The organism is Citrobacter sp. KTE151 (genome assembly GCF_000398845.1).
Lineage (GTDB): Bacteria > Pseudomonadota > Gammaproteobacteria > Enterobacterales > Enterobacteriaceae > Citrobacter > Citrobacter braakii.
In genome coordinates, this window is sequence record NZ_KB976065.1 from 166,579 (window position 1) to 185,273 (window position 18,695).

Sequence of the window (18,695 nt, forward strand, 5' to 3'; positions counted from 1 at the left end):
GCTCAGGCTTCCGGTGCCTCTAATTCAGCGAACCCACCGTGTCCTTCCCACCCGGCTAATCGCTGATAGACGGTATCTACCGCATCTTTGATCGGCTGTGTCATCGGGTAGTAAAAACCGACAATATCCGGCTGAATGCCAAGGAAAATCACCTCGCCAACGTCGTCTTTCAGCTGATCGACCAGGTAGTTCAGCGGCATGTTGTGGGTGGTCATCATGAACATCTCGGCAATATCATCAGGATCGATAATGCGGATTTCACCAGGATTTAGCCCCATGTCGGTGGCATCCACAATCAACAGACGCTGCGGGCGCAACTCACGGATGGCGACGATGTCGTTTTCCGGCGCGCTACCGCCGTCGATGACAACCCATTGACCTTGAGGATTTGCAGCACACATTTCGGCCAACAGCGGCCCCGCGCCGTCATCGCCCATCATGCTGTTACCCACACATAATAAAACGTCAGTCACGATGTCTCCTCACCATCAGATAGATGGCGCTTTCCTGGTGGATATCGTGAAGCATGCTAAGCATCAGCTTGCTCCACTCCTGCTGCTGCGGGGTCTGCACGGCACGCGCATCATCGAACGCGCGCGCCAGCATCTGCACATGGTTGAAATCGATGACGATCTCGCCGTACTTCGGCACGCCTTCCATTTTCCGGCGGGCTTCACTGCCTTCGGCAAGCGTGGCAATCCACGCCAGATATTCATCCCACGGACAGGTTAACGCCGCTTCCAGGCAATCGATGATCCCAAGGTGGTGACCAATCGCCAGGCTGTAATAGACAACCTGCTGCGCCTCAGCGGGCGTTGCATCGTTCTCATCAATAAACTTACGGCTCAGTTGACTGAACACCACCGTTTCACTCATCGGATACGCGCCTCTTCGACAACATGATTAAGATGCGTGACGATCTCGGTCAGACGCGGATCGTTTTCCGCTTCCAGCCAGCGCGCCACCTGATGCTCGCCCTGCCCTAACTGCGTCATATAGTCATCAGCAATCTGGCGACCGTAGCGGTAGCCCGCCAGACGGCGTGCTTCACGATCCACCTTCACGCGCAGCGGCTGAACCATGTCCGGATGCAGAATTTCAGCCGGCTGTGCGTCCAGTTCACCTGGCGCACGCGCGTGAATTTTTTGTTCCAGCAGACCCAGCGCCATTGCAAAACCGTACAGCGTAGCCGCTGGCGTTGGCGGACAGCCAGGAATATACACATCCACCGGTACGATTTTATCCGTGCCGCCCCATACGCAGTATAAGTCGTGGAAGATACCGCCGCTGTTACCGCAGGCACCGTAAGAGATACAAATTTTCGGATCTGGCGCAGACTGCCAGGCGCGCAGCGCCGGAGAGCGCATGGCACGCGTTACCGCGCCGGTAAACAGCAGGATATCCGCATGGCGCGGTGATGGTACAACTTTGATACCAAAACGTTCGGCATCAAACAGCGGAGAAAGCGTAGCGAAGATTTCGATTTCACAGCCGTTGCAGCCGCCGCAGTCCACACGGTAAACGTACGCTGAACGCTTGATGCTTTTAAGCAGCGATGCTTTCATGCTGGCAATGGATTCATCCACCGTCATCGGTACCGGAATACCGTTGGCGTCACGTGGGCCTAATAAATTGCTCATCAGCTGGCCTCTTTCATATGGCGAGTCAGTTCAATACGGTCAGACGGCACCAGGCATTTCTGGCGCTTACAATCCGGGCAGGTCTCAAAGCTTTCACGGTGGTTTTCCGCACGGCTGTCACCGTTGTGCTTAAGCAGCGCAATGGCGTAATCAATCTCTTTTTGTACCGCAAACGGGCGGTTACATACGCGACAATTACACAGCGCAAAGCGGGACTGCTGCAGGAAATCCTCTTTCTTCCACACCGCCAATTCATACTCCTGCGACAGCTTGATTGCCGCCGTCGGGCAGACTTCTTCGCAGCGGGCGCAGAAGATGCAACGGCCGAGGTTGAACTGCCACGCCAGCTCATGGGTGACCAGATCGGTTTCTACCGTCAGTGCATTCGACGGGCACGCATTCACACAGGCCGCACAGCCAATGCACTGCTGCGGATTGTGTTCCGGTTTGCCACGGAAGTTTTTATCGACCGCAATCGGCTCCAGCGGATACGACGATGTCGGCGCCCCGGTTTTGATGACTTTTTTGATAAAGGTAAACATGGCGATTCCTTATTTCAGCGGCGAGTTTTTACGCTCGATGCTGTAGCGCTCAAGTTCTTTGTACGGCACGACTTTGCTCTTCTTCTTACGCACATCGACCACGGTCATACGGTCGGTACAGGAGTAGCAAGGATCGAGGCTACCGATAATCAGCGGGGCATCGGAAACGGTGTTGCCACGCAGCATGTAGCGCAGCGTCGGCCAGTTGGCGTAAGTCGCCGCGCGACAGCGCCAGCGATACAGTTTCTGGTTGTCGCCAGTCATGCTCCAGTGAATGTCATCCCCGCGCGGCGCTTCAGCAAAGCCCAGCGCAAAGCGGTGTGGAATGTAGGTGAAACCTTCCACAGCCAGCGGGCCGCCTGGCAGGTTGTCCAGACCAAAGTCGATCATATTCAGTGCGGTGTAGACTTCATTGATACGGACTTTCAGACGAGAAATAACGTCGCACCCCTGCTCACTGTGAACTTCCATCGGCAGCAGGCCATAGCCCACAAACGGGTGATCGGCGCGGGTGTCACGCGCATGGCCGCTGGCGCGTACCATCGGGCCGACGTTACTGAAGTCACGGGCAATCTCCGGATCCAGACGGCCAATACCTACGGTACGCTGTTCCATGTTCGGCGTGCTGAGCAGCATATCGACCAGTTCCTGCACGTCACGACGCATCTGCTGCGCCAGTTGACGGGTCTGGATCATATCCTCTTTCAGCAGATCACGACGAATACCGCCGATCAGGTTCAGACCGTAAGTTTTACGTGCCCCGGTGAGGATCTCCGCCATCTTCATGGAGGTTTCACGCACGCGGAAGAACTGCATAAAGCCGGAGTCAAAACCGGTAAAGTGACAGGCCAGGCCGAGGTTCAGCAGGTGCGAGTGCAGGCGTTCAACTTCCAGCAGAATGGCGCGGATCATCTGCGCACGTTCCGGCACGACGATGCCCATCGCGTTCTCGACGGAGGTGGTATAGGCGGTGCTGTGCGCAAAGCCGCAAATGCCGCACACGCGGTCGGACAAGAAGGTCACTTCGTTGTAACCCATGCGGGTTTCCGCCAGCTTCTCCATGCCGCGGTGGACATAGAACAGACGGTAGTCGGCGTCGATGATGTTTTCGCCGTCAACAAACAGACGGAAGTGACCGGGTTCATCAGAGGTGACGTGCAATGGGCCAATCGGCACCACATTATTTTTCTTGTCGCCCAGTTCGTTTATGAACTCGTAGGTTTCAGCATCGGTAGTCGGCGCGGGGCGCTGGCGATAATCCATGCTGTCTTTACGCAGCGGGTAGAGTTCGTCCGGCCAGTCATCCGGCAGTACCAGACGACGCTCATCGGGCAAACCAACCGGGATCAAACCGTACATATCGCGCACTTCGCGCTCGCCCCAGACCGCAGCAGGCACGCGCGGCGTGACGGACGGGAACTCCAGCTTATTGGCATCGACTTCAACGCGCACGGTAATCCAGCACTTGGTACCCTGCTCCATCGACAGCACGTAGTACACAGCATAATGACCGCACAGCTGACGTTCGTCGTTACCAAACAGCACGGACAACCAGCCGCCCTGTTTGTAGTACAGGAACTCCACCACTTCCGGCAGGTAGTTCACCTTGACGGTGATCGTCAGCTGATCTTTGGTCTGCCAGGCTTCATCCAGCACGACGCCCGGGAAGGCCTGGTGCAGCGCCGCGAGATATTGTTGACCTAATTTTTCTTCAGACATGCTCAAACTCTCTTAAATCACGCCACCAGCAAGGAGACGAACGCTAAAAACGCAAACCCAAAACCGGCCCAGGCCACGCGTGAAGTGGCGCAAAAACGCAGACGCGCCATGCTGTTTTCGAACAGGGCGATGACCAGCACGCCGAGAACCAGTTTGACGACGGCAATCACCAGCGCCAGCAGCAGCCCACCCGAGGTGAAGGTTTCCATCTGTCCCCACGGCAGGAACACGCCAACGAACATTTGCAGAACGACCAGTTGCTTAAGGCTAATGCCCCATTTCAGCACCGCAAAACCGCTGCCGCTGTATTCAGTCAATGGACCTTCCTGCAGCTCCTGCTCTGCCTCTGCCAGATCGAACGGCAGTTTGCCCATTTCGATAAAGGTGGCGAAAGCGCAGGCGCACAACGCCAGAATCAACGGGATGCTGCGTGCTGCAGGCCAGTGATAAATGGTATCGGCGATATTGCTGATATGCGTTGAGCCAGCAACCTGCGCCGCTACCCACAGACCCAGCAGCAGGATAGGTTCAACCAGCACGCCGAGCATCGCTTCGCGGCTGGCGCCAATAGCGGTAAACGGGCTACCGGTATCCAGGCCCGCGATAGAGAAGAAGAAGCGGGCGATGGCGAACAGGTAAATTAAGGTGATCAGATCGCCCAGTTGCGGCAGTGGTGAGCCAACGGTCACTACCGGCAACGCGGTGGCGATAGTCAGCATCACACCCACCATCACAAACGGCGTCAGGCGGAAAACCCAACTGGAATCTGCAGGCGCAATGCTCTGACGGCCCAGCAGTTTGATGATGTCGCGGTATTCCTGCAAAACGCCCGGACCGCGGCGATTGTGCAAACGCGCACGTGCCACGCGGGTAATACCGGACAGCAGCGGCGCAACGGCAAACAGCACCAGCGCCTGAATTAACGGATATAAAACACTCATTCTCAGGCTCCTCGTGAAACCACAATCACCACCAGTACCGCCAGCTCAATCAGCGCCAGGCGACGGAACAGCACCGGTGCAGCCGCATTCTGCCAGCCCGGAACCAGTGATACCGGATTCAGCCATTTGCGCAGTTTGAGTACCGGCGCAAAGGCTTCTTTCACCGGCATGGCAAAACCGTGTGCGGTAATGACCATTGACTGCTCGTGATCGTAACCACACACCCATGCCGCACCGCGTGAACGCGATGGCAGACGGTTGCCTTTGAAAATCGCCATGATGATAAACGGCAGCAGCGGACATGCGATCAGCAGCAGCGTGATCATTGGCTGAGAAACGGTGGTGTTCGCGGTTTCCAGCGGCAGCGGAACGGCAGCGGAGATCATCGGCAGCAGCCACGGCGCAGCAACGCCCCCAATCACGCAGCAGATAGCCAACGCGACTACGCTAACGCCCATCAGGATTGGCGCGCAGCAGGCATTTTCAGCTTCCTTCGTGCGCGGTGCGCCAAGGAACGTAACGCCATAGACTTTCGCCATACACATCACCGCCAGCGCGCCGGTAATCGCCAGTCCTACCGCCAGCAACGGTCCTAACAGACGACCGACAAACGCGCCGCTGTTGCCAAGCTTAAAGAAGGACTGGTAGATAACCCACTCACCGGCAAAACCGTTCAGCGGCGGCAGTGCGGCCATCGCCATCAGGCCAACCAGCATCGCCAGAGAGATAACCGGCATACGTTTACCGATACCGCCCAGTTTTTCGATATCACGATGACCGGTACGGAACCAGATGCTGCCTGCGCCCAGGAACAGAACGCTTTTGAACAGGCTGTGGTTTACCAGGTGGTACAGACCGCCGGTCAAACCCAGCGCAATCAGCGCAGGTTGATTCAGGGAAATTCCGGTTACGCCTGCGCCCAGACCCAGCAGAATAATGCCGATGTTTTCCAGCGTGTGATATGCCAGCAGACGCTGAATGTTGTGTTCCATCAGCGCATACAGACCGCCGACAAACGCGGTGATCATTCCCAGCACCAGCAGCGTAATGCCCCACCACAGCGGCGCATTACCGCCCAGCAGCGACAGGGAGAGAATACCCAGCAGACCCACTTTCATGACGACGGTAGAGAACAGCGCCGCCGCCGGTGCGCTGGCGTTGGCGTGTGCCTGTGGCACCCATCCGTGCAGCGGAATAATCCCGGCCAGCAGGCCAAAACCCGCCACGCCCAGCAGCCAGATATCAGACCCGAGCGGCAGCTCCTGTGCGCGCAGGTCAAGCAGGCGCAGCTCCAGGGTGCCGTAGCGTTGCCACACCAGGTAGCAGGCAATAGCCAGCAGCAGCGTGCCGACGCGGCCCAGAGCAAACCACAGTTTGCCCTCTTTGCTGCAGCCGGTGAGGAACACGGCACACAGCGCCATGATTTCCGCCATCACCACCAGCGTTCCGAGGTTGCTGGCAACCACCGCACATACCGCCGCGGCCATCAGCAGATTCACCAGAAGCCCGTTGGCTTTTACCTGCGGATGACGATGCCAGTCAATGTTGTACAGGCTGACAAACAGGCCGCACAGGCCCAGCGTAATCAGCCAGATAGCGTTCAACGGGGTAATTTGCACACTGTGACCAATAAACGGCATCACACCGCTTAAAGCCAGCGCATTAGTCAGTACGGTGAAACCCGCAGCCGCCGTACACAGGCTGCCAACCGCACCGCCAACCCCGGCAATCCAGCCGCTCAGCGGTTTATGAAATGAAAACAGAAATGCCAGAACCGCAGCCGCCGTAAACCAGGCTACGCCGCTGTTAATCAGTGAAATTGCGCTCATTTTGCATCCCCACTCTGAGCCTGCTGAAACAAGGTGAGATCGCCGAAGTCGGTATTGAAAGTCAGCTCACGCTTACGTTTGCTGGCGCGGGCAATATCCACGTTACTCACCAGGTGCAGGGCTTTGGTCGGGCACATGCGTACGCAGGCCGGACCAAGCTCGTCAAAACTGCACAGATCGCATTTCACCGCGATGGCACGAATACCCGGAACCCAGTCCAGCAACGTGCTCACGCGGGCAGGCGCTGGCGGAGCCGGAGGCGCTTTTGGCGTATTGGCGTTTGCCGGGATATGCAGCGGACGGCTACCGGAAAACTCAATCGCGCCAAACGGACAGGCGATCCCGCACAGTTTGCAGCTTACACACAGGCTTTCATTCAGCTGCACGGCACCATCAACGCGATTAATCGCATTAACCGGACAAACGGTGGCGCAAGGCGCATCTTCGCAATGGTGGCAAAGCTGCGGGGCGGATTCTTTTTCATTTAACATCACTTTCAGGCGCGGCATTGACTGCAGGCCATGCTGGCGATGTGTCTCTGAGCAGGCGGCTTCACAGGTGTGGCAGCCGATGCAAAGAGTGGAGTCAGCAATTACAAAACGATTCACCAGGCATTCCTCAGGTGATAGTCATTTTTGACGAAAACATGTCTGGAAAATGTCATTTCGACATTTTTCGACATGCCCATTCCCTAAACGTCGTGACGCAGTATGAAAGCGCATCATGACAAAAGTGGGCACACCCAAGGCTTAAGCCGGGCTATGTCCCTCAATCAGCTGGCTTAAATTCACCGGCATATTGTTTTCAACCGCGGTATAGAGGCTGTCGTAGACGGTGGCGATTTTTTCGAGATAGTGCTCCAGCACCTGCTCGCGATCGCGGTTGCTGATACGCTCATCAACCTTACCGTCGATGGTCAACTCAGCCTGTGCAATCAGTTGCTTATCATCACCGTCTTTCGTTTCAACGTAGTACTCGATGGTGTGGCTGTTAAAGCCGTCCGCCAGCGTGACGTAGATAGTGAAGTGTTCAAAAAGGACGAAGCAGAGATCCTTGTCCGGTGCGCAGCTCATTGCATGATGCAAACGCGCTTTTGACAGGGTGATCCCCTGAACCAGCGAGTTGCAGTAAATACGCCACTGGTCCTGTAGGCGACGATGCCGTTCAGCGATGTAATCGGCTTTTTCGCTTATTTCCCAAATAGTCATGTCAGGTTACCCGTTTAGCAGAGATGAACAGCTTTAAGCACATTTCATGCCAAAATTAAAAACCTTAATTTTCATATAGATAAAAAATCAAAAAGCGGTGACGACATGTCATTTCGTCATCGTCGTCATTGTCACGATCGAAAAAATTCAAGCTGGCATGTTTATTGCTTTTAATACGGCAACTTCATAGGAGGCGGTATGCACGAAATAACCCTCTGCCAACGGGCACTGGAATTGATTGAACAACAGGCCACGCAATACGGTGCACAGCGAGTAACTGGGGTCTGGCTCAAAATTGGCGCATTTTCTTGCGTAGAAACCAGCGCTCTCGCCTTTTGTTTTGATCTGGTATGCCGCGGGACCCTTGCAGAAGGTTGTAAACTCCACCTCGAAGAACAAGAAGCCGAATGTTGGTGCGAATCTTGTCAGCAATACGTCACCTTACTGACGCAACGCGTGCGCAGATGTCCGCAATGCAACAGCGATATGCTGAGAATTGTGGCCGATGACGGCTTACAGATTCGACGTATTGAAATAGATGAAACTCCAGCGCCGGATGCCGACGCCTAAGCGTCATCATCCGGCAACTGAAGTATCGCAAGTAATAAATCAGGAGTGAGCGATGTGTACGACATGTGGTTGCGCTGAAGGCAACCTTTATATAGAGGGTGATGAGCATAATCCCCACTCGGCGTTTCGCAGCGCGCCATTTGCCCCAGCGGCTCGTCCGGCGCTGAATATTACCGGGGTGAAGACCTCCAGTTTCACACCGAGCCAGACTGAAGAAGGCGATTTGCATTACGGTCACGGTGAAGCAGGCACCCACGCACCAGGCATGAGTCAGCGCCGGATGCTGGAAGTGGAAATTGACGTGCTGGATAAAAACAACCGTCTGGCCGAGCGCAACCGCGCCCGCTTTGCTGCCCGTCAACATCTGGTATTAAACCTTGTCTCAAGCCCAGGCTCCGGTAAAACCACGCTGCTGACCGAAACGCTGATGAAGCTCAAAGACAGCGTGCCTTGCGCCGTCATTGAAGGCGACCAGCAGACGGTTAACGATGCCGCCCGTATTCGCGCCACAGGTACGCCCGCCATCCAGGTCAACACCGGTAAAGGTTGCCACCTTGACGCACAAATGATTGCTGACGCCGCGCCACGTTTGCCGCTTGAAGACAACGGCATCCTGTTCATTGAAAACGTCGGGAACCTGGTTTGCCCGGCCAGCTTCGACCTCGGAGAACGCCATAAAGTGGCGGTGCTTTCCGTCACCGAAGGCGAAGACAAGCCGCTGAAATACCCGCATATGTTTGCCGCCGCGTCGCTGATGCTGCTCAACAAAGTAGACCTACTGCCATACCTCAATTTTGACGTAGAAAAGTGCATCGCCAGCGCCCGGGAAGTGAACCCGGAAATTGAGATTATCCTGATTTCCGCCACCAGTGGCGAAGGCATGGACCAATGGCTCTCCTGGCTGGAGACGCAGCGATGTGCATAGGTGTTCCGGGTCAAATCCGCACCATTGATGGCAACCAGGCCAAAGTCGACGTTTGCGGTATTCAGCGCGACGTCGACCTGACGCTGGTCGGAAGCTGCGATGAACATGGCCAACCCCGTCTGGGCCAGTGGGTACTGGTCCACGTCGGCTTTGCCATGAGCATCATTAATGAAGCTGAAGCGCGCGACACGCTCGACGCGCTGCAAAACATGTTTGACGTTGAGCCGGATGTCGGCGCGTTGTTGTATGGCGAGGAAAAATAATGCGTTTTGTTGACGAATACCGCGCACCAGAACAGGTGATGCAGTTGATAGAGCACCTGTGTGAACGTGCCGCACACCTCCCCTACACTGCTGAACGTCCGCTGCGCATCATGGAAGTGTGTGGTGGTCATACCCACGCTATCTTCAAGTTCGGTCTCGACCAATTGCTGCCTGACAACGTCGAGTTTATTCATGGCCCGGGCTGCCCGGTTTGCGTTCTGCCGATGGGCAGAATCGACAGCTGTGTGGAAATCGCCAGCCATCCGGAAGTGATTTTTTGCACCTTTGGCGATGCGATGCGCGTTCCGGGTAAACAAGGTTCTTTGCTACAAGCCAAAGCGCGCGGCGCGGATATCCGCATCGTCTATTCACCGATGGATGCGCTGAAGCTGGCGCAGGAAAACCCAACGCGTAAGGTTGTGTTCTTTGGCCTGGGTTTTGAAACCACAATGCCAACCACCGCCATCACCCTTCAGCAGGCAAAACAGCGTGACGTGCAGAACTTTTACTTTTTCTGCCAGCACATCACGCTTATCCCTACGCTGCGCAGCCTGCTGGAACAGCCGGACAACGGCATCGACGCCTTCTTAGCGCCGGGCCATGTCAGCATGGTGATTGGCACCGATGCCTATAATTTCATTGCTGCAGATTTCCATCGTCCGTTGGTGGTCGCCGGTTTCGAACCTCTCGATCTGTTGCAGGGCGTGGTGATGTTGATTGAACAGAAGATTGCCGCGCATAGCCAGGTTGAAAACCAGTATCGCCGCGTGGTGCCGGACGCCGGTAACCTGTTAGCGCAGCAGGCCATCGCCGAAGTGTTCTGCGTCAATGGCGATAGCGAATGGCGCGGTCTGGGCGTCATTGAATCCTCTGGCGTTCACCTGACGCCAGACTATCAGCGCTTTGATGCCGAAGCGCATTTCCAGCCAGCGCCGCAGCAGGTGTATGACGATCCGCGCGCGCGTTGCGGCGAGGTATTGACCGGCAGATGCAAACCGCATCAGTGCCCGCTATTTGGCAAAACCTGTAACCCGGAGACCGCGTTTGGCGCCCTGATGGTCTCCTCAGAAGGCGCATGTGCCGCCTGGTATCAGTATCGTCAGCAGGAGTGTGAAGCATGAACAGCGTACAACTCGCCCACGGTAGCGGCGGTCAGGCTATGCAGCAGTTGATCAACAATCTGTTTATGGAAGCTTTTGCTAATCCGTGGCTGGCGGAACAAGAAGATCAGGCCCGTCTGGACCTGGCGCAACTGGTTGCAGAAGGCGATCGTCTGGCGTTTTCAACCGACAGCTATGTTATCGATCCGTTGTTCTTCCCGGGTGGCAATATCGGCAAGCTGGCCATCTGCGGTACGGCTAACGACGTGGCGGTCAGCGGCGCGATCCCTCGCTACCTCTCCTGCGGTTTTATCCTCGAAGAGGGTTTGCCGATGGAGACGTTGAAAACCGTCGTCAACAGTATGGCGGCGACCGCGCGTGAAGCAGGCATCGCCATCGTGACCGGCGATACCAAAGTCGTGCAGCGCGGCGCTGCAGACAAGCTGTTCATCAACACGGCCGGAATGGGGGCGATCCCCGCCAACATTCACTGGGGCGCACAGACCCTCGGCCCAGGCGATGTGCTGCTGGTCAGCGGTACGCTTGGCGATCACGGCGCAACTATCCTTAACCTGCGCGAACAGCTGGGTCTTGATGGCGAACTGGTCAGCGACTGCGCGGTATTGACACCGCTTATCCAGACGCTGCGTGATATTCCCGGCGTGAAGGCGCTGCGTGACGCGACCCGTGGCGGCGTAAATGCGGTAACGCATGAATTTGCCGCCTCATGCGGGTTTGGTATTGAGCTGTCTGAAGCGGCCCTGCCCGTGAAGCCCGCGGTGCGTGGCGTTTGCGAACTGCTGGGGCTGGATGCGCTTAACTTTGCTAACGAAGGCAAGCTGGTGATTGCCGTTGAGCGTCAGGCTGCTGAAACGGTGCTTGCCGCGCTGCGCGCACATCCGTTAGGACGCGATGCCGCAATGATTGGTGAAGTGGTAGAACGCAAAGGTGTGCGTCTTGCCGGACTCTACGGCGTGAAACGCACTCTCGATTTACCACACGCCGAACCATTACCTCGTATATGCTAACAGCCGGTTGGCAGCAAGCTGTAGGCCGGGTAAGACGCATTTGCGTCGACATCTGGCCTTAACGCTGCAATATCACCTGATGGCGTTTTGCCGATCGGGTCTACGGTTCGAGTAGCTGGACCAGTCCGGCAATAATTTACGACTTATACCTATAATTCATTTACCGTTTTCGCACCGTTCTGCGGTGCTTTTCCTGGAAAAGCAATATGTCGTATACACCGATGAGTGACCTCGGACAGCAAGGCCTGTTCGATATTACTCGTACATTATTACAGCAGCCCGACCTGCCGTCTCTCAGCGAGGCGCTTTCGCAACTGGTCAAGCGTTCAGCGCTGGCCGACTGCGCGGCTATTGTCTTATGGCAGGCACAAACGCAGCGTGCGCGTTATTTTGCGACGCGTGAAAATGGTAACCCCATCGATTATGAAGACGAAACGGTGCTGGCGCATGGCCCGGTACGCCGTATTTTGTCTCGCCCCGATGCGCTGCACTGCAACTATCACGAGTTTAGCGAAACCTGGCCACAGCTGGCCTCTGGCGGGCTGTATTCTAAATTTGGTCACTACTGCATGCTACCGCTGGCAGCAGATGGACGAATCTTTGGCGGTTGCGAATTTATCCGTAACGAAGACCAACCGTGGAGTGAAAAAGAGTACAACCGGCTGCAGACCTTCACCCAAATAGTCGGCGTCGTTGCTGAACAAATTCAAAGCCGGGTCAGCAACAATGTCGATTACGATCTCCTGTGCCGTGAGCGTGATAACTTTCGCATCCTGGTCGCCATCACCAATGCTGTGCTCTCCCGTCTGGATATTGATGAGCTGGTCAGCGAAGTCGCCAAAGAGATCCATCACTACTTCGACATTGATGCCATCAGCATCGTGTTACGCAGCGATCGCAAAAACAAGCTCAGCATTTATTCCACTCACTATCTGGATGAACATCATCCGGCACACGAACAAAGTGAAGTGGACGAAGCCGGCACGCTCTCTGAACGGGTCTTCAAAAGTAAAGAGATGCTGCTGATTAACCTGAGCGAACGCGATACCCTGGCCCCTTACGAAAGAATGTTGTTCGAAACCTGGGGCAACCAGCTACAGACTCTGTGCCTGCTGCCGCTGATGTCCGGCAATAATATGCTCGGCGTACTTAAGCTGGCGCAATGTGAAGAGAAAGTATTCACCACCGCCAATCTCAAACTGCTGCGCCAAATCGCAGAACGCGTGGCGATCGCCGTGGATAACGCCCTCGCCTACCAGGAGATCCACCGCCTGAAGGAGCGGCTGGTCGATGAAAACCTGGCGCTGACTGAACAACTCAACAACGTGGAAAGTGAGTTCGGAGAAATCATTGGCCGCAGCGAAGCGATGTACAGCGTACTCAAACAGGTCGAAATGGTGGCGCAAAGCGACAGCACTGTCCTGATTCTTGGTGAAACCGGGACGGGTAAGGAGCTGATTGCACGAGCAATTCACAACCTGAGCGGACGTAACGCCCGTCGGATGGTGAAAATGAACTGCGCGGCAATGCCTGCCGGATTGCTGGAAAGCGATCTGTTTGGCCATGAACGTGGCGCATTTACCGGGGCCAGCACGCAGCGGATTGGACGCTTTGAACTGGCGGACAAAAGTTCGTTATTTCTCGATGAAGTTGGCGACATGCCTCTGGAGCTTCAGCCCAAGCTGCTGCGCGTTCTGCAGGAGCAGGAGTTTGAACGTCTGGGCAGCAATAAACTGATCCAGACCGACGTTCGCTTGATCGCTGCCACTAACCGCGATCTGAAAAAGATGGTCGCCGATCGCGAGTTTCGTAACGATCTCTACTATCGACTGAACGTCTTCCCGATCCATCTGCCGCCGCTGCGCGAGCGCCCGGAAGATATTCCGCTGCTGGTGAAAGCCTTCACCTTCAAAATTGCCCGCCGGATGGGGCGCAATATCGACAGCATTCCCGCCGAAGCCCTGCGTACGCTGAGCAGCATGGAATGGCCGGGTAACGTGCGCGAACTGGAAAACGTCGTAGAACGCGCGGTTCTGCTCACCCGGGGCAACGTGCTGCAACTGTCCCTGCCGGATGTAATCGCTATGGCGCCGTCTACGCCGCCGGTGGCGACCGAAGTCGCGCAGGATGGCGAAGATGAATACCAGCTGATAATGCGCGTTCTGAAAGAAACCAATGGCGTTGTCGCCGGTCCTAAAGGCGCGGCACAAAGACTGGGGTTGAAACGCACAACGTTACTCTCGCGCATGAAGCGCCTGGGCATTGATAAGGACGCACTGGTTTAGCCAATGTGGCTATACTGGGTGATATCTCAACGAAAGGAGGCAGTATGGCAGTATCAGCACGTAATCAATTAACCGGCACAGTGAGCGCAGTCGCTACAGGCGCAGTGAATGATGAAGTTGAACTGACGCTGGCTGGCGGCGCAAAACTGGTCGCGATTGTGACCCATAGCAGCCAGCAGGCGCTGGGTCTGACAAAAGGGAAAGAGGCGATTGCCTTGATTAAAGCGCCGTGGGTGACGCTGGCAACAGAAGACTGCGGTCTGAGATTCTCTGCCCGCAACCAGTTTGCCGGTAGCGTTTCCCAGGTCACCGAAGGCGCAGTCAACGCCACGGTGCATATCAAAACTGACGCAGGCTTTGATATTGTTGCCGTCGTCACCAACGAAAGTCAGCATGAGATGAAACTGAGTCAGGGCAGCCGCGTTATTGCGCTGATCAAAGCCTCAGCCATTCTGATTGCCACCAAAGCGTAATATCCATTCGTCAACGCATGACCAAATTGCCCGATAGCGCTACGCTTATCGGGCCTACGCCACTGGTGCGTTTGTCTTTGTTGGCCGGATAAGGCGCAGCCGCCATCCGGCATCGAATTGCTAAATCACTTCTTCCGCTGGTATTTCTCGGGTAATTCCGGCACCGGACGTTTGTCATCAATCAGATGACGCACGGTCAGGATCGGATGACGCCAGAGCATTCTGGGTCCAGCCCAACGCATAATTTGCTTCATCTCTTCGCGTTTAGCGGGCTGGTAACAGTGCACCGGACACTGTTTGCAGGCCGGTTTTTCCTCACCAAATACGCATTTATCCAGGCGCTTTTGCGCATAGGCAAACAACGCATCGTAATGCCCCGGTTCATCTGAAGCCTGCGGACACTGGCTCTCATACAGCGAGATCATTCTCTGGATCGTCATTTTCTCACGTGCAATACGTTTGCCGGACATGATGCCTCCATAATTAAGTTGCATAAATAATACACCTTAACTAAGCGCAGGACTATTACCTGGCGGTGATACATTCCTTAGCACCCTACGCAAATAAGAATTATTTTCATTTGTTTATGCCATGTGCTATATAACATAGCAAAGGCTATATTCGATGATAAATTAACCACTTTGTTGTGAGGGATACTATGTCGCATCTGCCCCATCTGAAGTCATTTCTCCTTGCCTGCGTGTTCACGGCGCTTACGCTGTCACCTGCCTGGGCGAAAGAAAAGTTCAAAGTGATAACCACCTTTACGGTGATTGCCGATATGGCAAGCAACGTGGCAGGTGACGCGGCGGACGTCAGTTCCATCACCAAACCCGGGGCAGAAATTCACGAATATCAACCCACACCGGGGGATATTAAACGGGCGCAAGGCGCACAGCTTATTCTCTCCAACGGCCTTAACCTCGAACTATGGTTTGCCCGCTTCTACCAAAATTTGTCCGGCGTACCGGAGGTCATGGTCTCAAATGGCGTGCAGCCAATGGGTATCAGCGAAGGGCCATACAACGGCAAACCGAATCCGCATGCCTGGATGTCAGCGGAGAACGCGCTTATCTACGTGGATAACATTCGCGATGCGCTGATGAAATACGATCCCGACCATGCCGCAACCTACCAGAAAAATGCGGAGAATTATAAAGCGAAAATCCAGCAGACTCTGGCGCCACTGCATGCAGAACTGGCGAAGCTCCCTGCTGATAAACGCTGGCTGGTCACCAGCGAAGGCGCATTCTCTTACCTCGCGCGTGATAACGGCCTGAAAGAGCTGTATCTATGGCCGATCAATGCCGATCAGCAAGGCACGCCCAAGCAGGTACGCAAAGTGATCGATGCGATCAGAAAACATCAAATCCCTACCGTATTTAGCGAAAGCACCGTGTCCGACAAACCTGCGCGTCAGGTCGCCCGCGAGTCTGGCGCGTATTACGGCGGCGTGCTGTATGTCGATTCGCTCAGCGCTGCCGATGGTCCGGTACCGACCTATCTGGATTTACTACGCGTGACGACAGAAACCATCGTCAGCGGCATCAACGACGGGTTAAGGAGCCAAAAATGAGTCAATCTGCGATTACCGTGAATCAGGTTACGGTGACGTATCGCAACGGCCACACCGCGCTGCGGGATGCCACTTTTCAGGTTCCGGGCGGCTCAATTGCCGCTCTGGTCGGCGTAAACGGTTCGGGAAAATCAACGCTTTTTAAAGCGCTGATGGGTTTTGTCCGGTTGGCGAAAGGGGAAATATCTATTCTGCAACAACCGGTTAATAAGGCGCTCAAACAGAATCTTATCGCCTATGTCCCCCAGTCAGAAGAGGTGGACTGGTCGTTTCCGGTACTGGTGGAAGATGTAGTGATGATGGGCCGCTTTGGCCATATGGGTTGGCTGCGTCGACCAAAACAGATCGACCACGACTGCGTGGATGCGGCGCTGGCGCGGGTAGATATGCTGGACTATCGCCATCGCCAGATAGGTGAACTATCCGGCGGGCAGAAAAAACGCGTTTTTCTGGCAAGAGCCATCGCACAGGACGGGCAGGTTATTTTACTGGATGAACCCTTCACCGGCGTGGATGTGAAAACCGAGGCCCGGATCATCGATCTGCTGCGTGAACTGCGTGATGAAGGCCGGACCATGCTGGTCTCTACCCATAATCTGGGATCCGTCACCGAATTTTGCGATTACACGGTGATGATTAAGGGCACGGTGCTGGCAAGTGGGCCAACCGAAACCACCTTTACCCACGAGAATCTCGAGCTGGCATTCAGCGGCGTTCTGCGTCACGTCGCGCTGAGCGGCGGTGAACAACACGTGATTACCGATGATGAACGTCCGTTTATTTCGCGACGCGCGGCAAGCGAGGGGGAGCAATCATGAACTGGCTGACGGAGCCGTTTGGCTACCAGTACATGCTCAACGCCATGTGGGTTTCGGCGATGGTCGGCGGCCTGTGCGCATTTCTCTCCTGCTATCTGATGCTCAAAGGCTGGTCGCTGATTGGCGATGCGCTGTCACACTCGATCGTTCCAGGCGTGGCCGGAGCCTATATGTTAGGGCTTCCCTTTGCGCTGGGCGCATTTCTTTCCGGTGGACTGGCGGCGGGCAGCATGCTGTTTCTCAATCAGCGTTCACGCCTGAAGGAAGATGCCATTATCGGGCTGATTTTTTCGTCCTTTTTCGGTATCGGGCTGTTTATGGTGTCGCTTAATCCGATGTCGGTGAACATCCAGACCATTATTCTGGGTAACATCCTGGCGATTGCGCCGGAAGATATTCTGCAACTGGCGATCATCGGCGTGGTTTCGCTGACCATTCTGTTTTTGAAGTGGAAAGATCTGATGGTGGTCTTTTTTGATGAAAACCACGCGCGGTCTATCGGTCTGAATCCGGGTCGGCTGAAGCTGTTGTTTTTTACGCTGCTCTCCGTTTCCACGATCGCCGCACTGCAAACCGTCGGCGCCTTTCTGGTGATTTGCCTGGTGGTTACGCCCGGTGCGACGGCCTGGCTGCTGACCGATCGTTTTCCTCGCCTGCTCACCATCGCCGTGGCGCTCGGCAGCCTGACCAGCTTTTTCGGCGCCTGGCTAAGCTACTGGCTGGACGGTGCAACCGGCGGAATTATCGTCGTTCTGCAAACGCTGCTGTTCCTGCTGGCATTTGTCTTCGCACCAAAACACGGTCTGCTGGCAAATCGCCGCCGCGCCCGTCTGGTGAACAAGGAGCAAGTATGATCTTAACAACGCTGCTGGAACCTTTTCAGTTTAGCTTTATGGTTAATGCGCTGGTCATCTCTACCATCGTCGCTGTGCCCTGCGCGCTGTTGTCGGTATTTTTAGTACTCAAAGGCTGGGCGTTGATGGGCGATGCCATGAGTCATGCGGTTTTCCCAGGGATTGTCCTGGCGTGGATTGCGGGCATCCCGCTGGCAATTGGCGCGTTTATCGCCGGTCTGTTCTGCGCGGTGGCGACCGGATACCTCGACGATAACAGCCGCATCAAGCGCGACACCATCATGGGTATTGTTTTCTCCGGGATGTTTGGTGCGGGTCTGGTGCTGTACGTCTCTATCCAGTCAGAAGTCCATCTCGATCATATTCTGTTCGGCGACATGCTGGGCGTATCGTTAAGCGATATCATGCAAACCGCGGTTATTACTCTGGGGATCGCGCTTATCATCGGACTTAAATGGAAAGATTTGCTACTGCATGCGTTCGACCCACATCAGGCAAAGGCCAGTGGGCTTAACACCGCACTGCTGCATTACGGCCTGTTGTGCATGATCGCCCTGACGATTGTCGCCACGCTAAAATCGGTAGGGATTATTTTGTCAATTTCATTACTGATTGCACCTGGCGCCATCGCGATTTTAATGACGAGGAAATTTTCCCACGCCTTATGGCTGGCGGTGGCGATGTCGGTCATTACCTCATTTATGGGCGTGTACCTGTCATTTTTCATCGACAGCGCGCCGGCTCCCACCATCGTCGTACTATTTTCTCTGCTGTTTGTGATTACCTTTATTTATGCAACCCTGCGCGATCGGCGTTTAGAGAATCAGCTTCAGCTGCAGGATCCGTAAATTATTGGTCAGCTAATGTTCTTGATATTAATATAGCCTCCGCCAGGAGGTTATATTATCGGCAGATTACAGCATC

Annotated in this window: 21 protein-coding genes; 11 read left to right on the forward strand and 10 right to left on the reverse strand. The window is 55.2% G+C overall.

The window, feature by feature from the left end; all coding sequences use genetic code 11:
• Positions 1-2 precede the first annotated feature (2 nt).
• The 9 genes from hycI to hycA form a co-directional block, all read right to left on the reverse strand.
• The gene (gene hycI, locus WC7_RS07810) at positions 3-473 is read right to left on the reverse strand and encodes a hydrogenase maturation peptidase HycI (protein ID WP_016154183.1); all 471 of its coding nucleotides are present in this window, start codon (positions 471-473) and stop codon (positions 3-5) included.
• The gene (locus WC7_RS07805; RefSeq protein ID WP_003037385.1) at positions 466-876 is read right to left on the reverse strand and encodes a formate hydrogenlyase maturation HycH family protein; all 411 of its coding nucleotides are present in this window, start codon (positions 874-876) and stop codon (positions 466-468) included. The genes hycI and WC7_RS07805 overlap by 8 nt, the downstream gene beginning before the upstream one ends.
• A complete protein-coding gene (gene hycG, locus WC7_RS07800) occupies positions 873-1,640 on the reverse strand; it encodes a formate hydrogenlyase subunit HycG (protein WP_016154184.1) in 768 nt (255 codons plus the stop codon). The genes WC7_RS07805 and hycG overlap by 4 nt, the downstream gene beginning before the upstream one ends.
• The gene (hycF, locus tag WC7_RS07795) at positions 1,640-2,182 is read right to left on the reverse strand and encodes a formate hydrogenlyase subunit HycF (protein WP_016154185.1); all 543 of its coding nucleotides are present in this window, start codon (positions 2,180-2,182) and stop codon (positions 1,640-1,642) included. The genes hycG and hycF overlap by 1 nt, the downstream gene beginning before the upstream one ends.
• Before the next feature lie 9 nt (positions 2,183-2,191).
• Complete coding sequence (hycE, locus tag WC7_RS07790; protein WP_016154186.1) at positions 2,192-3,901, reverse strand: formate hydrogenlyase subunit HycE; 1,710 nt, start codon at positions 3,899-3,901, stop codon at positions 2,192-2,194.
• A 17-nt stretch (positions 3,902-3,918) separates the two neighbouring features.
• Entirely contained in the window at positions 3,919-4,842 is a 924-nt protein-coding gene (locus tag WC7_RS07785; RefSeq protein WP_016154187.1) for a respiratory chain complex I subunit 1 family protein, read from the reverse strand.
• Positions 4,843-4,844: 2 nt separating this feature from the next.
• Positions 4,845-6,671 (reverse strand): formate hydrogenlyase subunit 3, encoded by a 1,827-nt coding sequence (gene hycC, locus WC7_RS07780; RefSeq protein ID WP_016154188.1) that lies wholly within the window; start codon positions 6,669-6,671, stop codon positions 4,845-4,847.
• A complete protein-coding gene (hycB, locus tag WC7_RS07775; protein ID WP_016154189.1) occupies positions 6,668-7,279 on the reverse strand; it encodes a formate hydrogenlyase subunit HycB in 612 nt (203 codons plus the stop codon). The genes hycC and hycB overlap by 4 nt, the downstream gene beginning before the upstream one ends.
• 141 nt (positions 7,280-7,420) lie before the next feature.
• The gene (gene hycA, locus WC7_RS07770) at positions 7,421-7,879 is read right to left on the reverse strand and encodes a formate hydrogenlyase regulator HycA (protein ID WP_016154190.1); all 459 of its coding nucleotides are present in this window, start codon (positions 7,877-7,879) and stop codon (positions 7,421-7,423) included.
• Positions 7,880-8,077: 198 nt separating this feature from the next.
• Between hycA and hypA the strand changes: the two genes are divergently transcribed.
• From hypA to WC7_RS07735, 7 genes are all read left to right on the forward strand, one after another.
• Positions 8,078-8,449, forward strand: a complete 372-nt coding sequence (gene hypA / locus WC7_RS07765) for a hydrogenase maturation nickel metallochaperone HypA (protein WP_016154191.1) — start codon at positions 8,078-8,080, stop codon at positions 8,447-8,449.
• Between the two features lie 52 nt (positions 8,450-8,501).
• Complete coding sequence (gene hypB / locus WC7_RS07760; RefSeq protein ID WP_016154192.1) at positions 8,502-9,374, forward strand: hydrogenase nickel incorporation protein HypB; 873 nt, start codon at positions 8,502-8,504, stop codon at positions 9,372-9,374.
• Positions 9,365-9,637 carry a hydrogenase 3 maturation protein HypC gene (gene hypC / locus WC7_RS07755; protein WP_003037411.1) on the forward strand — a complete coding sequence of 91 codons (273 nt, stop codon included), beginning with the start codon at positions 9,365-9,367 and terminating at the stop codon, positions 9,635-9,637. Before hypB ends, hypC begins: the two co-directional genes overlap by 10 nt.
• On the forward strand, positions 9,637-10,758 hold the full coding sequence (hypD, locus tag WC7_RS07750; protein ID WP_016154193.1) for a hydrogenase formation protein HypD: 1,122 nt from the start codon (positions 9,637-9,639) through the stop codon (positions 10,756-10,758). The genes hypC and hypD overlap by 1 nt, the downstream gene beginning before the upstream one ends.
• A complete protein-coding gene (gene hypE / locus WC7_RS07745) occupies positions 10,755-11,765 on the forward strand; it encodes a hydrogenase maturation carbamoyl dehydratase HypE (protein ID WP_016154194.1) in 1,011 nt (336 codons plus the stop codon). Before hypD ends, hypE begins: the two co-directional genes overlap by 4 nt.
• 206 nt (positions 11,766-11,971) lie before the next feature.
• The gene (gene flhA, locus WC7_RS07740) at positions 11,972-14,050 is read left to right on the forward strand and encodes a formate hydrogenlyase transcriptional activator FlhA (RefSeq protein ID WP_016154195.1); all 2,079 of its coding nucleotides are present in this window, start codon (positions 11,972-11,974) and stop codon (positions 14,048-14,050) included.
• A gap of 44 nt (positions 14,051-14,094) precedes the next feature.
• The gene (locus WC7_RS07735; RefSeq protein ID WP_016154196.1) at positions 14,095-14,523 is read left to right on the forward strand and encodes a TOBE domain-containing protein; all 429 of its coding nucleotides are present in this window, start codon (positions 14,095-14,097) and stop codon (positions 14,521-14,523) included.
• A gap of 125 nt (positions 14,524-14,648) precedes the next feature.
• Here WC7_RS07735 and WC7_RS07730 read toward each other — a convergent pair whose 3' ends face one another.
• On the reverse strand, positions 14,649-14,993 hold the full coding sequence (locus WC7_RS07730) for a nitrous oxide-stimulated promoter family protein (protein WP_003825888.1): 345 nt from the start codon (positions 14,991-14,993) through the stop codon (positions 14,649-14,651).
• 188 nt (positions 14,994-15,181) lie between these two features.
• Here WC7_RS07730 and WC7_RS07725 point away from each other — a divergent pair, with 188 nt between their 5' ends.
• The 4 genes from WC7_RS07725 to sitD are packed head-to-tail and all read left to right on the forward strand — an operon-like array spanning position 15,182 to position 18,619.
• On the forward strand, positions 15,182-16,099 hold the full coding sequence (locus WC7_RS07725) for a metal ABC transporter substrate-binding protein (protein ID WP_016154197.1): 918 nt from the start codon (positions 15,182-15,184) through the stop codon (positions 16,097-16,099).
• Positions 16,096-16,917 carry an iron/manganese ABC transporter ATP-binding protein SitB gene (gene sitB / locus WC7_RS07720; RefSeq protein ID WP_016154198.1) on the forward strand — a complete coding sequence of 274 codons (822 nt, stop codon included), beginning with the start codon at positions 16,096-16,098 and terminating at the stop codon, positions 16,915-16,917. The genes WC7_RS07725 and sitB overlap by 4 nt, the downstream gene beginning before the upstream one ends.
• Entirely contained in the window at positions 16,914-17,771 is an 858-nt protein-coding gene (gene sitC, locus WC7_RS07715) for an iron/manganese ABC transporter permease subunit SitC (RefSeq protein ID WP_016154199.1), read from the forward strand. The genes sitB and sitC overlap by 4 nt, the downstream gene beginning before the upstream one ends.
• On the forward strand, positions 17,768-18,619 hold the full coding sequence (gene sitD / locus WC7_RS07710) for an iron/manganese ABC transporter permease subunit SitD (protein ID WP_016154200.1): 852 nt from the start codon (positions 17,768-17,770) through the stop codon (positions 18,617-18,619). Before sitC ends, sitD begins: the two co-directional genes overlap by 4 nt.
• Positions 18,620-18,695 lie beyond the last annotated feature (76 nt).

Coding starts and splice junctions, on each gene's coding strand:
- WC7_RS07785 (WP_016154187.1), bottom strand. CDS start 4,842: ATGAGTGTTTTATATCCGTTAATTCAGGCGCTGGTGCTGTTTGCCGTT.
- sitD (WP_016154200.1), top strand. CDS start 17,768: ATGATCTTAACAACGCTGCTGGAACCTTTTCAGTTTAGCTTTATGGTT.
- hypC (WP_003037411.1), top strand. CDS start 9,365: ATGTGCATAGGTGTTCCGGGTCAAATCCGCACCATTGATGGCAACCAG.
- WC7_RS07730 (WP_003825888.1), bottom strand. CDS start 14,993: ATGTCCGGCAAACGTATTGCACGTGAGAAAATGACGATCCAGAGAATG.
- hypE (WP_016154194.1), top strand. CDS start 10,755: ATGAACAGCGTACAACTCGCCCACGGTAGCGGCGGTCAGGCTATGCAG.
- WC7_RS07725 (WP_016154197.1), top strand. CDS start 15,182: ATGTCGCATCTGCCCCATCTGAAGTCATTTCTCCTTGCCTGCGTGTTC.
- hypD (WP_016154193.1), top strand. CDS start 9,637: ATGCGTTTTGTTGACGAATACCGCGCACCAGAACAGGTGATGCAGTTG.
- WC7_RS07735 (WP_016154196.1), top strand. CDS start 14,095: ATGGCAGTATCAGCACGTAATCAATTAACCGGCACAGTGAGCGCAGTC.
- hycG (WP_016154184.1), bottom strand. CDS start 1,640: ATGAGCAATTTATTAGGCCCACGTGACGCCAACGGTATTCCGGTACCG.
- hypA (WP_016154191.1), top strand. CDS start 8,078: ATGCACGAAATAACCCTCTGCCAACGGGCACTGGAATTGATTGAACAA.
- hycC (WP_016154188.1), bottom strand. CDS start 6,671: ATGAGCGCAATTTCACTGATTAACAGCGGCGTAGCCTGGTTTACGGCG.
- hycE (WP_016154186.1), bottom strand. CDS start 3,901: ATGTCTGAAGAAAAATTAGGTCAACAATATCTCGCGGCGCTGCACCAG.
- sitC (WP_016154199.1), top strand. CDS start 16,914: ATGAACTGGCTGACGGAGCCGTTTGGCTACCAGTACATGCTCAACGCC.
- WC7_RS07805 (WP_003037385.1), bottom strand. CDS start 876: ATGAGTGAAACGGTGGTGTTCAGTCAACTGAGCCGTAAGTTTATTGAT.
- hycA (WP_016154190.1), bottom strand. CDS start 7,879: ATGACTATTTGGGAAATAAGCGAAAAAGCCGATTACATCGCTGAACGG.
- hycF (WP_016154185.1), bottom strand. CDS start 2,182: ATGTTTACCTTTATCAAAAAAGTCATCAAAACCGGGGCGCCGACATCG.
- sitB (WP_016154198.1), top strand. CDS start 16,096: ATGAGTCAATCTGCGATTACCGTGAATCAGGTTACGGTGACGTATCGC.
- flhA (WP_016154195.1), top strand. CDS start 11,972: ATGTCGTATACACCGATGAGTGACCTCGGACAGCAAGGCCTGTTCGAT.
- hypB (WP_016154192.1), top strand. CDS start 8,502: ATGTGTACGACATGTGGTTGCGCTGAAGGCAACCTTTATATAGAGGGT.